General features: G+C 66.8%; 12 protein-coding genes. 8 read left to right on the top strand and 4 right to left on the bottom strand.

Annotated elements, in window-relative coordinates:
- The first annotated feature begins 24 nt into the window (after nucleotides 1-24).
- The 3 genes from IEW19_RS03745 to menD all read left to right on the top strand — a co-directional run bounded on the left by IEW19_RS03745 (nucleotide 25) and on the right by menD (nucleotide 5168).
- The gene (locus IEW19_RS03745) at nucleotides 25-1053 is read left to right on the top strand and encodes an o-succinylbenzoate synthase (RefSeq protein ID WP_188570325.1); all 1029 of its coding nucleotides are present in this window, start codon (nucleotides 25-27) and stop codon (nucleotides 1051-1053) included.
- Nucleotides 1054-1197: 144 nt separating this feature from the next.
- Nucleotides 1198-3264, top strand: coding sequence for a PhoX family protein (locus IEW19_RS03750; protein ID WP_188570326.1), 2067 nt, complete (start codon nucleotides 1198-1200; stop codon nucleotides 3262-3264).
- Nucleotides 3265-3422: 158 nt separating this feature from the next.
- Complete coding sequence (gene menD, locus IEW19_RS03755) at nucleotides 3423-5168, top strand: 2-succinyl-5-enolpyruvyl-6-hydroxy-3-cyclohexene-1-carboxylic-acid synthase (RefSeq protein WP_188570327.1); 1746 nt, start codon at nucleotides 3423-3425, stop codon at nucleotides 5166-5168.
- Between the two features lie 79 nt (nucleotides 5169-5247).
- On the opposite strand, the gene IEW19_RS03760 is transcribed toward menD, so the two are convergent.
- The 4 genes from IEW19_RS03760 to IEW19_RS03775 form a co-directional block, all read right to left on the bottom strand.
- Nucleotides 5248-6024 (bottom strand): amino acid ABC transporter ATP-binding protein, encoded by a 777-nt coding sequence (locus IEW19_RS03760; RefSeq protein ID WP_308419971.1) that lies wholly within the window; start codon nucleotides 6022-6024, stop codon nucleotides 5248-5250.
- A complete protein-coding gene (locus IEW19_RS03765) occupies nucleotides 6021-6980 on the bottom strand; it encodes an amino acid ABC transporter permease (protein WP_188570328.1) in 960 nt (319 codons plus the stop codon). The genes IEW19_RS03760 and IEW19_RS03765 overlap by 4 nt, the downstream gene beginning before the upstream one ends.
- Before the next feature lie 35 nt (nucleotides 6981-7015).
- Entirely contained in the window at nucleotides 7016-7969 is a 954-nt protein-coding gene (locus IEW19_RS03770; protein ID WP_188570329.1) for an ABC transporter substrate-binding protein, read from the bottom strand.
- Nucleotides 7970-8211: 242 nt separating this feature from the next.
- On the bottom strand, nucleotides 8212-9612 hold the full coding sequence (locus IEW19_RS03775) for an isochorismate synthase (RefSeq protein ID WP_188570330.1): 1401 nt from the start codon (nucleotides 9610-9612) through the stop codon (nucleotides 8212-8214).
- A 115-nt stretch (nucleotides 9613-9727) separates the two neighbouring features.
- On the opposite strand from IEW19_RS03775, the gene IEW19_RS03780 reads away from it, so the two are divergent.
- The 5 genes from IEW19_RS03780 (at nucleotide 9728) to IEW19_RS03795 (ending at nucleotide 14231) form a co-directional block, all read left to right on the top strand.
- Entirely contained in the window at nucleotides 9728-10498 is a 771-nt protein-coding gene (locus tag IEW19_RS03780) for a demethylmenaquinone methyltransferase (RefSeq protein WP_229748306.1), read from the top strand.
- 3 nt (nucleotides 10499-10501) lie between these two features.
- A complete protein-coding gene (locus tag IEW19_RS03785; protein WP_188570332.1) occupies nucleotides 10502-11842 on the top strand; it encodes a geranylgeranyl reductase family protein in 1341 nt (446 codons plus the stop codon).
- Nucleotides 11839-12939 (top strand): polyprenyl synthetase family protein, encoded by a 1101-nt coding sequence (locus IEW19_RS03790; protein WP_188570333.1) that lies wholly within the window; start codon nucleotides 11839-11841, stop codon nucleotides 12937-12939. Before IEW19_RS03785 ends, IEW19_RS03790 begins: the two co-directional genes overlap by 4 nt.
- 450 nt (nucleotides 12940-13389) lie before the next feature.
- Nucleotides 13390-13653 carry a type IV toxin-antitoxin system AbiEi family antitoxin domain-containing protein gene (locus IEW19_RS23370; RefSeq protein ID WP_229748307.1) on the top strand — a complete coding sequence of 88 codons (264 nt, stop codon included), beginning with the start codon at nucleotides 13390-13392 and terminating at the stop codon, nucleotides 13651-13653.
- Between the two features lie 20 nt (nucleotides 13654-13673).
- On the top strand, nucleotides 13674-14231 hold the full coding sequence (locus IEW19_RS03795) for an endonuclease domain-containing protein (protein WP_229748308.1): 558 nt from the start codon (nucleotides 13674-13676) through the stop codon (nucleotides 14229-14231).
- Nucleotides 14232-14279: the final 48 nt, after the last annotated feature.

The following is a 14279-nucleotide window of genomic DNA, read 5'->3' on the forward strand; positions in this document are numbered from 1 at the left end:
GCGCTCCCGCGTACAGTAAACGGCATGCCCAACCCCGGCCTTTCGCCTGACTCTGCTCATGTCCGCCTGGCCGTTCCGCCGTTGGAGGAGCTGCTCGCCGCCGCCCACGTGGTGAGCCTGCCCATGCGGGTGAAGTTCCGCGGCATCATGCAGCGCGAATCGCTCCTGCTCCGCGGTCCCGCGGGCTGGGGCGAGTTCTGCCCCTTCCCCGAGTACGGCGACGCCGAGGCGTCCCGCTGGCTGGCCGCCGCCCTCGAGGCGGGGTGGCAGGGCTTCCCGGCCCCCCTGCGCGCCTCTGTTCCGGTCAACGCCACCGTGCCCGCTGTTCCCGCGGACCAGGTGCCGGACGTGCTGGCCCGGTTCGGCCGGGTGGACGCCGTGAAGGTCAAAGTGGCCGAGCAGGGGCAGTCATTGGACGACGACGCCGCCCGGGTCCGCGCCGTCCGCGCGGCTTTGCCTTCGGCTGCCGTGCGGGTGGACGCCAACGGCGGCTGGGACGTGCCGGGCGCCGTGGAGGCGTTGACCCGGCTGGCGTCCTTTGGACTGGAGTACGCCGAGCAGCCGGTGCCTTCGATCGAAGGCCTGGCAGAGGTCCGGGCCCGGCTGCGGGACGGCGGGACGCCGGTGCCCATAGCCGCCGACGAAAGCGTCCGCAAGGAAACCGACCCCCTCCGCGTGGCCCGGGCCGGCGCGGCGGACCTTCTGGTGGTTAAGGTGGCGCCGCTTGGGGGAGTGCGGCGCGCCCTGGACATCGTGGCACAGGCCGGACTCCCCGCCGTCGTCAGCTCCGCGCTGGACACCTCCGTGGGGATCCGCGCGGGGCTGGCGCTCGCCGCCGCCCTGCCCGCGCTGCCCTACGCGTGCGGCCTGGGAACGGTGTCGCTTTTTGAATCAGACATCACCCTGGACCCCCTGGTGGCCGACGACGGCGCCATCCGCCTCCGCGACGTGGCCGCCGACGCGGGGCTGCTTGAGCGCTTTGCAGCTCCCGCCGAACGCCGGGACTGGTGGCTGGGCCGCCTCCGGCGGGTCCACGCCCTCCTCACGCCGTAGGAGGCCAGTGAAGGGCCGTCTTTTACAGGTTTCTTTCAGCCTTTTTGCGGGTTAACCTCAGGTTCATCTGCAGGCCGTCGGCATTTCAGAACGGGCTGGAAGGGTGAGCGGGCACCCCAGAGACATTCCTTCGGAAGGTTCCCCATGTCTGAAACAGCCCGCAAGTTCACCCTCCTGCCCATGCTCGGCCATACGAAGGGCAAGCGCAGCCCTGTGACATGCGCACTCAAATGCGACAACGCCTGCGCCGGCGACGTCTGCAACACCAGCTCCAACAGCTACTTCCGCGACATAGCCTCCGCCACCCTGTCCCGCCGGGCCGCCCTGGGCCTGGGCGCCGCCGGAGCGCTCGCCGTCGCCCTCGGGTCCGCCGTAACTTCCGCCGAACCCGCCTCCGCCGCGGGCTTGTCCAAGGCCGCAAAGGAAGGCTTCGGCAACTCCAAGCTGGAGTTCACCGCCATCAAGCCCGTGGACAAGGCTGTTGACGCGTTCACGGTGCCGGAGGGCTTCACCTGGCAGCCGATCATCCGCTGGGGTGACCCGCTGTTCAACGATTCCCCCGACTTCGACCTGAACCACCAGACCGCGGCAGCGCAGGCGCGGCAGTTTGGCTACAACAACGACTACACGGACATCGTTGACATCCCCGGCAGCAAGGGCCGCCGCGCGGTGCTGTTCACCAACCACGAGTACACCAACGAAAACATCATGGTGCCCGCTGGCTACGACCCGGTGGAGACTCGTGCCATCGGCCGCGCCGCCCATGGCCTGGCCGTGGTTGAGCTCGAGCGCAAGAACACCACCAAACCGTGGAGCTACGTCAAGGGCGCGCCGCTGAACCGCCGCTACCTCTCCGACACCACCTACGAACTGACCGGCCCGGTTGCCGGCTCGGCACTGGTCAAAACCGTGGCCGATCCCTCCGGCCGCGCCATCAAGGGAACGTTCGGCAACTGCTCCGGCGGCACCACCCCGTGGGGCACCATCCTCTCCGGCGAGGAAAACTTCAACGGGTACTTCGTGGCTCCCGGCACCTCCGCGAGCGACAAGCGGTATGGCCTCACCGCCAAGCCCACCGCACGCAAGTGGGAACTGGACGATCCCCGGTTCGACACCCGCAACGCCGGCTATGAGAACGAGACCAACCGATTCGGCTGGATCGTGGAGGTTGACCCGTTCGACCCCACCTCCACCCCCAAGAAGCGCTCCGCAATGGGCCGGTTCAAGCACGAGGGCGCCAACGTGATCGTGGCCGAGTCCGGCCACGTGGTGGCCTACATGGGCGACGACGAAAAGTTCGACTACCTCTACAAGTTCGTCTCTGCGGAGAAGTACCGTGAGGGGGACCGCAAGCACAACATGGACCTGCTGTCCGAGGGCGACCTCTACGTTGCCAAGTTCACCGGCAACTCACCGGCCGCGGAGATCACCGGCACCGGAGCACTGCCTTCTGACGGCGCGTTTGACGGGACCGGCGAATGGCTGCCCCTGGTGGTGGGCGGCAAGTCGGCCGTCCCGGGCATGTCCGTGGAAGAGGTCCTGGTGTACACACGCCTGGCCGCTGACAAGGTTGGCCCCACCAAGATGGACCGCTGCGAGGACGTCCAGCCCAGCCTGCACACCGGCAAGGTCTACGTGGTCTGCACCAACAACTCGGACCGCGGCACCGGAACCAAGGAAGGCGCCACCGAGGTCAACCCGCGCACCCAGAACCGTGACGGCCACATTGTGGAAATCACCGAAACCGGCGATCAGATCTCCACGAAGTTCAACTGGACCCTCCTGATGGTCTGCGGCGATCCGGCCCAGGGCGACGTCACCTACTTCTCCGGCTACCCGGTGGACAAGGTCTCGCCGATCTCGTGCCCGGACAACGTGGCCTTCGACTCCGTGGGCAACCTCTGGATCTCCACCGACGGCGCATCCTCCGGCATCGGCTACAACGACGGCCTCTTCAAGGTCACCCTTGACGGTGCCGAGCGCGGCAAGGTGGAGCAGTTCCTCGCCGTGCCCCGCGACGCCGAAACCTGCGGACCCATCATCCACGACGACGAACGCACCGTTTTCGTTGCCGTCCAGCACCCGGGCGAAGAGGGCACCTTCGAGGCGCCGCACTCCTACTTCCCGGACTACGTCCCGGCAGGTACGACGCCGGTCGCCGGCCAGGTGCGCGCGCCCCGTCCGGCAGTGGTCCAGGTGTTCCGCGGCTAGTTTCGCAACGCCCGCTCACCTTGGGACGCGCCACCACTTTCCGCCCGCTTTTTGGAAACGCCCCATCACCTCTCGGCCTATCGAGGCAGGAGGTGATGGGGCGTTTCCTCATTTGGCGCAGGAGGTGATGGGGCGTTGGAGGGTGGCAGACTGGTTGGGTGACTTCGCTGAACGAATCTGCTCCTGACACCCCCGAGCTGGATGTGCCTGAACTGGGCGCGCTTGCTGCGGCGCGGATCGCCGTCGAGGTTTTGTTCGACGGTGGTGTGCGGCACGTGGTGGTGTCGCCCGGTTCTCGGTCGGCCCCCATGGCATACGCCCTGGCCGAGGCCTCCGCTGCCGGCCGGATGGACCTGCTGGTCCGGATTGACGAGCGGTGCGCCGGGTTCACGGCTTTGGGCCTGGCCCTGTCCACCGGTTCGCCCGCAGCCGTCCTCACCACGTCGGGGACCGCCGTCGGGAACCTGATGCCCGCAGTGATGGAGGCCAACCACGCCGCGGTTCCGCTGATCGTCCTGTCAGCGGACCGGCCCGACGAGCTGCGCGGGACCGGCGCCAACCAGACCACCATCCAGCCGGACCTGTTCGGCGAGCAGGTCCGGTTCGCTGCGGACATCCCCGCCGGCAGCAACCCGCAGCGGGCCATCCAGACCGGGCTTTCCGCTGCTACCGGCGCGTTCCCGGACCTTCCGCCGGGACCGGTCCAGCTCAACCTCGCGTTCCGCGACCCGCTGGTTCCCGGACCGGAGGAGGGGCTGCCGGAGCCGGTGGAACGGCAGCGCTACCGGGTGGGCGCCGAGCCGCTGGTCATGAACCTGCCGCCCGCGCCCGAGGATCTTCCGGAGCGGCGCACCGTGGTGCTGGCAGGGCACGACGCCGGCCCGGTGGCCGAGGCGTTCGCCCGTGCCCACAACCTGCCGCTGCTCGCCGAACCGTCCTCCAATTCCAGGTTCGGACCAAACGCGGTGGGCCCCTACCGGCTGCTGCTGGAGCATTTCGGGCCCGGCTCGGCGCAGCCGATCGAGCGCGTGGTGCTGTTCGGCCGGCCAACTCTGTCCCGCCCGGTGGCTGCCCTCCTGGCCCGCGCCGATGTTGAATCAGCCCTGTACCAACCGGTCCCGGTTGCCTGGTACGAGCCTGGCCGCCGCACCGAGCTGCCCCTTGAAAACCTCACGGACCTCGCAGAATTTGCCGGCCGCGGGACATCTTCCTGGCTGGACACCTGGCTGCTGGCCGGCTCGGCCGCGCAGCATTCGCTGGACCAGGTGCTGTCCGCGGAGGCCGCCGCCACCGGGCCGTCCGTGGCCGCCCTGGTCTGGAAGCACTCGCGCGGCCAGCTGCTGCTCGGTTCCTCCAACGGAATCCGGGACGTTGACCTTGCCGGACTTCCTGCCCATGATCCTGCCGCCACCGTATACGCGAACCGGGGGCTGGCCGGGATCGACGGCACCATTTCCACCGCCACCGGCATCGCCCTGGGCGGCCGGCAGGCGACCACCGTGCTGCTGGGCGACGTCACCTTCCTGCACGACGCCGGCGGCCTCCTCCTCGGCGCCGGGGAAGAACAGCCGGACCTGCGGATCGTGGTCCTGAACGACTCCGGCGGTGCAATCTTCAGCCTCCTTGAGCACGGGGGAGTGGAGGAGGGCGGCCGCTACGGGGATGCCGTCGAACGCCTCTTTGGCACCCCGCACGCCGTGGACATCGCGGCACTTGCCGCAGCGTACGGCGTCGGGCATTCACTGGTAAGTACGACGGCGGGGCTCGCCGAGGCGCTGGGCCGGCCTGTGCGGGGGCGCGCCATCGTCGAAGTCCGGACGGACCGTCGCTCGCTGCGGCAGCTCCATGCCCGGATCAGGGAAGCTGTGTCCGCGGCCGTGGAGGGCGTGCTCTCCGGGCAATGACCAAAACATGCCGGTAACGCGAATAGCGAGTGCCGCTGCGTGAATCCACGCAGCGGCACTCGCTATTTCAAGAGGTCCCTCAGAGCACGCGGCCCAGGAACTCTTTGGTGCGGGCGTGCTGGGGGTTGGCGATGATCTCGCGGGGGTCGCCGGATTCCACCACCACACCGCCGTCCATGAAGGTAAGGGTATCGCCCACCTCGCGAGCGAAGCCGATCTCGTGGGTCACCACGATCATGGTCATGCCGGACTTTGCCAGGTCCTTCATCACGTTCAGGACATCGCCCACCAGCTCGGGGTCCAAAGCAGAGGTGGGCTCATCGAAGAGCATCAGCTCCGGCTCCATGGCCAGGGCCCGGGCAATGGCCACGCGCTGCTGCTGGCCGCCGGAGAGCTGGGACGGGTAGTGGCCGGCACGGTCGCCGAGCCCCACCCGGTCCAGCAGCTCAAGCGCCCACTTCTGGGCGGCAGCCTTGGGCTGGCCCTTCACGTGCACCGGCGCTTCCATGACGTTCTGGAGTGCTGTCTTGTGCGGGAACAGGTTGAACCGCTGGAACACCATGCCGATTTCGCGGCGCTGGGCGGCGATTTCCTTGGTCTTGAGGTCATGGAGCTTGCCGTTGACCTCGCGGTAGCCGATCAGCTGGCCGCCCACGGAGATCCGCCCGGCGCTGATGCTCTCCAGGAGGTTCACGCAGCGCAGCATGGTGGACTTGCCGGACCCCGAGGGCCCGATCACCACCGATACCTCGCCCTGGTTGACGGTCATATCGATGCCGCGGAGTACATGGTGGTGCCCGTAGTACTTGTGCAGGCCTTCGATCTTGACCAGCGGCTTTTCTGCGGTGACCGTCATCGTGCACTCTCCTCGGGGAAGTCCGTCTTCATTGACCGCTGGGCGTCAGCGCCGGGGCCGGCCGCTTTGGCCGCGGCCGGGTTGACGGCTGCCGGGGCCAGGTTGTCCACGCCCTTGCCGTAATACGCCTCGATGAAGTGCTGGCCCACCATCAGGATGCTGGTGATCACCAGGTACCAGATCGCGGCCACGATCAGCAGTGGCACCGGCAAGTAGGTCCGGTTGGCCAACGCGTTGGTGGCAAACGTGAGGTCCAGCGTGAACGGAACCGCGAGGACAAGCGACGTGGTCTTCAACATGCCGATGGTTTCGTTGCCCGTAGGTGGCACGATGACCCGCATGGCCTGGGGGAGGATGATGCGCCACATGATCTTGCCCTTGGACATGCCCAGGGCCTCGGCAGCTTCCTGCTGGCCCCTGTCCACGGACTTGAGGCCGGCGCGGAAGATTTCCGCCAGGTAGGCGGACTCGTTCAGGCCCAAGCCGAGGATTGCCGCGACGGTCGCATTGACGATGGCAGCCGTATCCAGGCTGAAGAATTCAGGCCCAAAGGGGACACCGGCGCTGATCTTCGGGTACAGAACCGCAATGAGGCCCCAGAACACCAGCTGGGTGTACACAGGGGTGCCGCGGAAGAACCACACCCACACCCAGCTGGACCAGCGGAATATGGGGTTGTCGGACTGGCGCATGAACGCCAGCAGGATGGCCAGGACGATCGCCAGCACCATCGATGCCACGGTCAGCAGCAGGGTCCAGCCCACGCCCTGGACCACTTTGACGTCCAGGATGTAGGTGCCAACAATGTCCCAGCGGAAATTGGGGTTGGTGAACAGGCTCTGCAGGAACACCGCAACGAAAGCGAGGATGATGATGGCGCTGATCCACCGGCCGGGGTGGCGCACCGGCACCGACTTGTTCAGTACCGGTGCGTCCGGGTGTTGATGGTGTTCCATGTGCACGCCTGACTTGTCGTCGGTAACGCTAAAACTCAAGACTTAACCGCCGGGTTGACCTCGGACTTGGTGATGGCGCCCTCGGAGTTGCCCCAGCCGTCCAGGATCTTCTTGTAGGAGCCGTCTGCCATCAGCTTGGTGACGGTCTTCTGGATCACGTCGGCCCAGGCGGTGTCAGCCTTGGCCACGGCGATGCCCTGCGGAGCGGAATCGTAGACGTCGCCCAGCTTCTCGAGCTGGCCGTTGGTCTGCGTGAGTGCGTAGCCGATGATGGGGGAGTCGGCGGCCATGGCGTCGATGCTGCCGTTCACCAGGCGGGTGGTGACATCCGTCTGGTTCTTCAGGGTGACGATGTCAATGGGCTTCTTGCCGTCGGCGGCGCACTTCTTGTTGCGGTCGGCAAGGTCCGGATCTTCCTGGACGGTGCCGGTCTGCACGCCAATGGATTTGCCGCAGACGTCGTCAAGGGAGAACTTCTTGGGGTTGCCCTTCTGCACGGCCCAGGCGGTGCCGGCGTTGAAGTAGCTGACCATGTTCACCGCGCCCAGGCGTTCGGGGTTGATGGTGAACGAGGAGATACCCAGGTCGTACTTGGGGCCGAGGGCAGGGAGGATGCCGGTGAACTCCGCGGTCTGGACCTGGACCTTGAGGCCCAGCGTGGCGCCGATGGCCTTGGCGATGTCCACGTCGTAGCCCACGGGTGTCTGGCCGTCCGGACCGAGGAATTCAGCCGGGGCGTAGCTGGTGTCAGAACCAATTGTGATGGTGCCCTTGGACTTGATGGCGTCCGGGACCATGGCGGCCAGGGCGTCGTCCTTCTTGACGGTGGTGGGATCAAAGCTGGCGCTGGCGCTGCCTGACGAGGTAGCCGCGCTGGAGGGACCCGTTTCCGAGGCATTGGTGCATGCTGAGAGGGCCAGGGCGCTGATGGCGATCATAGTGGCGGCGGTCAGCTTGGAGGTGCCCAGGAGGGTACGGGGAGTCTGCATTTCTTACCTTTTGTTGCAGGGGCTATGAGGTACTAACGCGGCTTATAGTGTAACGCTCAACAAGAGAGGTACGTCACACGCAACTAAGTTTCACTATTGGATAACTATTACGGGAGCAAAATCAAGCCTTTCCGAGCGGCGGCCGTCTGTCATCCCAGACTTCCTACCCAACTAGGTCGCAGTAGATGTCGTTTTCGGGGCTGAAAACGACATTAACTGCGACCTAGTTGGGGGAGGGGGCGTCAGCTGTTGATGCCCAGGGATTCCAGCATTGGGCGGAACTTGGCCCACGTCTCGGCGAGCTCCGCCTGCGGCTGCGAGCCGTCGACTATGCCGCAGCCGGCATAAAGCCGCACTGTCTCGGGGGATTCGATGACCGCGCCGCGCAGCGCAATGCCCCATTCGCCGTTTCCGGCCGCGTCCAGCCAGCCGACCGGTCCGGCATACGGCCCGCGGTCCAGGTGCTCCAGCTTGCGGATCAGCTCTCCCGCCACCAGCGTCGGGGTTCCGCAGACGGCGGCCGTCGGGTGGAGGGCGTTGATCAGCGCCAGGCACGTGGGGACGTGCCCTTCCACCTCGGTGAGCTCCGCCTTGACGTCCGACGCCAGGTGCCAGACGTTGGGCAGTTCCAGGATGAAGGGCTCGTCGTGGGCATTCATCGCCTCCGAGAACGGCGCCAGTTGCCTGGTCAGGGACTGGATGGCGATCTCGTGTTCATGTCGCTGCTTTTCGGATCCGGCAAGCACCCGAGTGGCGTAATCAAGCGGGGGTCCGTCCTCGCCATGCGCGTCGCGGCGGTCCAGCGTGCCGGCCAGCACGCGCGCCTGGGCAGTACGCCCCTCCACTTGGATCAGCATCTCGGGCGTAGCCCCCACCAGCCCGTCCACGCCGTAGGTCCAGCATTCGCGGTACCTCGCCGCCAGCTCGCGCAGCACATCTGCTGCATGTACGCCGGAAGGAACAGTCGCAACCACATCCCGTGCCAGCACCAGCTTTTCCAGGGCTCCGGTACGGATCTCGGCAACGCCGGCGGCCACGGCGTCCATCCACGCTTCCTCGCTGAGGGAACCGGTATGCAGGGTTGCGCCGGCAGCCAGGGGGAGGGGGCGGACGACGGCGCCACCCCCCGAGCCGGGTACGGCAGCCAGGGACGCGTCCCCGGCGGAGTCCGGGGCCGGCGTCGTGCCTTCCGCGCCCGTGGCACCCGCGGGACCACCGCTTAGCCAGCGGCCCAACGCGGCGAGGGCTGTTTCTTCGGTGAGCCGGCCGTCGTCGAACGTCAACTGCGTGAGCCAGGCCTGGTTGTCCCGCACGCCCACCACGATCTCCGGCACGATCAGGCGCGACTCGTGGGTTGAGGTCTTGGAGAAAGCAAAGGAGCCGAACGCCACGGGGCCGGTGCCGGGCAACTCCACGGAGTCCGTGACAGCTGCCTCCAGGACCAGGTGCCGCCACCAGATGTCGGCCTCGAGGAACCGGTCCGGCCCGGTGGCGGTGAAGCGTGCGATTTCGCCGAAACCCGCCAGCCCTGCTTCACGGCGGGTCCAGCAGAGGACGTCGTCCCGGACCAGAAACGAAGGCAGCCCCCCGGGGAACGCTTTGCCATCCAGGGGGACTGTCAAGGTGCGGAACGTGCTCGTCATGATGAGACAACACTACTCCGGCGTAGGCCCGGGGCTTTTTCGGCGCCGGACACCTTTCGGCGGAGACAGGGCATGGCTGGTCAGGACCGTCGGGAACATTTGAGACAATGTCATGGTGAACCGAGCATCCTTGGATAAGCGTCCGGACGAAGTAGCCACGATGTTTGACGACGTCGCACCGAAATACGACGTCGTCAACGATGTCCTCTCCATGGGGCAGACCCGCCGCTGGCGGAAGATCGTGGTGGACGCCATGGAAGTCTCCAAAGGCCAGCGGGTCCTCGACCTCGCGGCCGGAACCGGAACCTCCAGCGAACCATATGCCGATGCCGGCATAGATGTGGTGGCCTGCGATTTCTCCCTGGGAATGCTCAAGGTGGGCAAGCGCCGCCGCCCGGACATCGACTTCATCGCAGGGGATGCCACCAATCTGCCGTTCGCTGACAACACCTTCGACGCCACCACCATTTCCTTCGGCCTGCGCAACGTGAACGAGCCCAAGAAGGCGCTGGCAGAGATGCTGCGCGTCACCAAGCCCGGCGGCCGCCTGGTTATCGCCGAGTTCTCCCAGCCGGTGGTCCCGCTCTGGCGCACCATGTACACCGAATACCTGATGCGGGCCCTCCCGGCCATCGCCGTCAAGGTCGCCTCCAACCCGGACGCGTACGTCTACCTGGCCGAATCAATCCGCGCGTGGCCGGACCAGGACCACCTGGCCGCGTGGCTGCAGGAAAGCGGCTGGGAGAAGGTCACCTACCGCAACCTCACCGGCGGTATCGTGGCGGTGCACCGGGCGTTCAAGCCCGCCTCCCCATCCAACGGCGCCGCCGCCATCGCCGCGCACAAGGGCCCGGTGGCCAAGCTGCGCCGCAACATCGTCCGCTGACACGTGAAGGTACTGATTGTCGGCGCAGGTCCGGCCGGATCCACCGCCGCGTACTACCTCGCCAAGGCCGGCCTTGATGTCACGGTCCTGGAAAAGACGTCGTTTCCACGGGAAAAGGTCTGCGGCGACGGACTGACGCCCCGGGCCGTCCGCGAGATCCAGAAGCTCGGCCTGCCGCACCCGGAGAACGACGGCTGGCGCCGGAACAAGGGCCTGCGCTTGATCGCGGGCGGCCGCACTATCGAGTTGCCGTGGCCCGACCTGTCCGACTTCCCGCAATACGGCCTGATCCGGACCCGGCTGGGCTTCGACGAGGAACTCGCCCGGCATGCCCAGGCCGCCGGCGCCACGGTCCTCGAGCGGCACAGCGTCACGGATGCCCTGACGAACGACGACGGCCGCGTCACCGGAGTCCGCGCAGCGCTCCTTGACGAGTCCGGACGCAAGACGGGGGAGACGCGCGAGTTTCCCGCCGACGTCGTCCTCGCCGCAGACGGCAACTCCACCCGCACCGCCGTGTCGCTGGGCATCCAAAAGCGCGACGACCGGCCCCTCGGCGTGGCCGTGCGCACGTACTTCACCTCCCCCCGCACGGACGACGACTGGATGGAGGGCTGGCTGGAGCTTCCCGGCCGCGACGGCAAGCTGCTGCCCGGCTACGGGTGGATCTTCGGCGTGGGCGACGGCACCTCCAACGTGGGCCTGGGCATCCTGAACTCCTCCAAGGAATTCGGCAGGCTCGACTACAAGCAGGTCCTGCGCGAATGGACCGCCGGCATGCCCGCGGAATGGGGCTTCACGCCCGAGAACCAGGTGGGCGAGATCCGCGGCGCGGCGCTGCCCATGGGCTTCAACCGCACCCCGCACTACTCTCCAGGGCTGCTGCTCCTGGGCGACGCCGGCGGCATGGTCTCCCCGTTCAACGGCGAAGGCATCTCCTACGCGATGGAATCCGCGCGGTTCGCGGCAGAGTTCATCATCGACGCCTCCTCACGGGCTGCCTCCTCGGGCGGAACGCACGACGTCGACGAGCACCTTTCGCGGTACGCGGACTATGTGAGGGACCAGTGGGGATCGCATTTCACCCTGGGGCGGGCATTTGCCGCGCTGATCGGGAAGCCGGCCGTCATGAAACTGGCGCTGCGCACAGGCATGCCGATTCCCGTGCTGATGCGGTTCGTGGTCCGGCTCCTGGCCAACCTCACGGACCCAGCCGCGAAGGGCTTCGAGGACCGGGTGATCCGCGTCCTGGAATCGCTGGTTCCGGCCACAACCAATACATCCAACGCCCCGCCAGCACCGAACCAGCGGTATCCGCAACAAAAAGTTAGGGTTAACCCGTGACTAAATCCGCAGACCACAGCTGGACGCACGCCGGGCACGGCCTGCCGGACTCCGAACCCAGCCTCAACACCACGGCAATTGCCACCGGACTCCAGCTGCCGGCAGGCTTTGCGGCCATCGCCGGCGACGCCGAACTGGGCCCCGCCATCACCACCAACCTTGCCAAGGTGGAGAAGAAACTCCGCGAAGCCATCGCCAACTCGGATCCCCTGGCTGACGCAACGTCGCGCCACCTTGTGGAGGCCGGCGGCAAGCGCATCCGGCCGCTGCTGACCCTGCTCTGCGCGCACCTCGGTGACGCGTCCCTGCCCGCAGTGGTGCAGGCCGCCGTCGTGGTGGAACTGACGCACCTGGCAACCCTGTACCACGACGACGTCATGGACTCCGCCCCGTTCCGCCGTGGCGCCCCCACGGCGCACGAGGTGTGGGGCAACTCCGTAGCAGTCCTCACCGGCGACCTGATCTTCGCCCGCGCCTCCATCCTGGTGTCCGAGCTGGGCGGCCGTGCGCTGGGAATCCAGGCCCGGACCTTCGAGCGGCTGTGCCTGGGCCAGCTGCATGAGACCGTGGGCCCCAGGCCGGACGAAGACCCGATCGAGCACTACCTGTCCGTGATCGCCGACAAGACCGGTTCGCTGGTGGCCGCCTCCGGCCAGTTCGGGGCCATCTTCTCCGGCGCCGATGAGGCGTACGAAGACGTCCTGGTGGAATACGGCGAGAAGGTGGGGGTGGCCTTCCAGTTGGCCGACGACGTCATTGACGTCACCGGGGTCAAGGTCAAGTCCGGCAAGTCGCCCGGAACGGACCTGCGGGAAGGGGTTCCCACCCTTCCCGTGCTGCTCCTGCGCAAGGCTGCCGCCGACGGCGACCAGTCCGCCGTCGACCTTTTGACGCTGATTGACGGTGACTTGTCCTCCGGCGAAGCCTTGGCTGCCGCTGTTGCCGGGCTGCGCGAGCACCCTGTCACCGCCGAGTCCTGGATTGTTGCCCGCCGCTGGGCTGACGAGGCCATCGCTGCCCTGGCGCCGCTACCCGAGGGTGTGGTCAAGGAGTCGCTGTCCAATTTCGCCCTGGCCGTGGTGGACCGCGCCAGCTGACAAGTCTCTTTTTGTACAGGAGCCCGGTGCCTTTTGGTGCCGGGCTCCTTCTTAAGTCGATTGCTCCGTAACCGCCGTTTTGACGTCCCATAACGGCAGTTACGGAGCAATCGATTGGCGTTAACGGGATAGCCCCGGTCCTCAACAACCGAAGCTGCTGTGAACCGGGGCTATCTCTCCGTTCGCATCAGACCCGCCGGAGGCGTTTAGCGGATCCGTGAATAGCTTATGACAGATTTGTCACAATGCGCAAGTCCTCTGTTAGCTGTCTTGTCAAACAGTTTTACCGACGTCCCGGCCGCCTACTCGCGAGGCGCATTGCCGCACTGTTCCCGGTTGCGGCGCCAATCGCACGGCGTGTTCGTGTCGAAGTGCCCGGCGGCGGCACGTTGTCCACATGACAAAGCCCCGGCCTGCCGTTCATCGAAGGGTGGGGCCACCGTGGAACCCATGGAAATCGAAAACCTACTCCGCCACAGGGGAGGCATGGCCCGGACACCAACCCTGCGCCAGGCCGGGCACGCGCGGACGCAGCTGGACAAGGCACTGGCCGCTGGGCGCATCGTCAGGGTCCGGCGGGGTGTCTACAGCCTGCCGGAAGAGGCCGGCGCGCTGAGCCTGGCGCTGCGACACAACGCGCTCCTGACCTGCCTGTCCGCTGCACCCGCCTATCAGTTGTGGGGACCCTGCAGAACGCCGGCCTGGTCCACCTGAGCCCTGGACACAGGAAGTCTGTGCCGGGAACGCTGACCCACGGCCGGATTGTCCATCCGGTCCACCCGTGGCTGCCGGTAGCGGGCCTGGCGGACGTCCTGATCCACGCCCTGCACTGCCTGCCCCTGCTGGAGGCCCTGGTCATGGTGCAATGCGCGGCGCAGAGGGGAGATGTCACCGTGGACTTCCTCCGCCGCAAACTTCCCGGGAACCGTAACGCCCGTGCCCGGTCGGTCCTGGACTATGTCGTTGTCCGGGCAGACTCCATTCTGGAGGTATTGGCCAACTACCACTTCCGGAGGGCGGGTCTCCATGTCCGCCGGCATGTGGAGCTCCAAGGCGTGGGCGAGGTGGACTTCGTGATCGAGGATCTCCTGGTAGTGGAAACTGACGGGACCACCCATTTGGAGGCAAAACAGGTCAAAAAGGACCGCGTACGCAACAACGCCGCCGTGGTTGGCGGACGTCTCTGCCTAAGGTTCGGCTACGCGGATGTGGTCCATCATCCCGAGCAGATGGTGGCCCAGGTCTTGGCGGTACTGGAGCAGAGCAGGCGTGGAGCCTTCAGCGCAAGGTGATTCACGCCGTCGCGGGGCACTTTGAGCCGCGTGAACAGGACAACCGGC

The organism is Arthrobacter liuii, from assembly GCF_014639275.1.
Lineage (GTDB): Bacteria > Actinomycetota > Actinomycetes > Actinomycetales > Micrococcaceae > Arthrobacter > Arthrobacter liuii.

Excerpts from the sequence above, each read along its gene's own strand:
- IEW19_RS03770 (WP_188570329.1), bottom strand. The coding sequence starts at position 7,969 with ATGCAGACTCCCCGTACCCTCCTGGGCACCTCCAAGCTGACCGCCGCC.
- IEW19_RS23370 (WP_229748307.1), top strand. The coding sequence starts at position 13,390 with ATGGAAATCGAAAACCTACTCCGCCACAGGGGAGGCATGGCCCGGACA.
- IEW19_RS03760 (WP_308419971.1), bottom strand. The coding sequence starts at position 6,024 with ATGACGGTCACCGCAGAAAAGCCGCTGGTCAAGATCGAAGGCCTGCAC.
- IEW19_RS03750 (WP_188570326.1), top strand. The coding sequence starts at position 1,198 with ATGTCTGAAACAGCCCGCAAGTTCACCCTCCTGCCCATGCTCGGCCAT.
- IEW19_RS03775 (WP_188570330.1), bottom strand. The coding sequence starts at position 9,612 with ATGACGAGCACGTTCCGCACCTTGACAGTCCCCCTGGATGGCAAAGCG.
- IEW19_RS03765 (WP_188570328.1), bottom strand. The coding sequence starts at position 6,980 with ATGGAACACCATCAACACCCGGACGCACCGGTACTGAACAAGTCGGTG.
- IEW19_RS03745 (WP_188570325.1), top strand. The coding sequence starts at position 25 with ATGCCCAACCCCGGCCTTTCGCCTGACTCTGCTCATGTCCGCCTGGCC.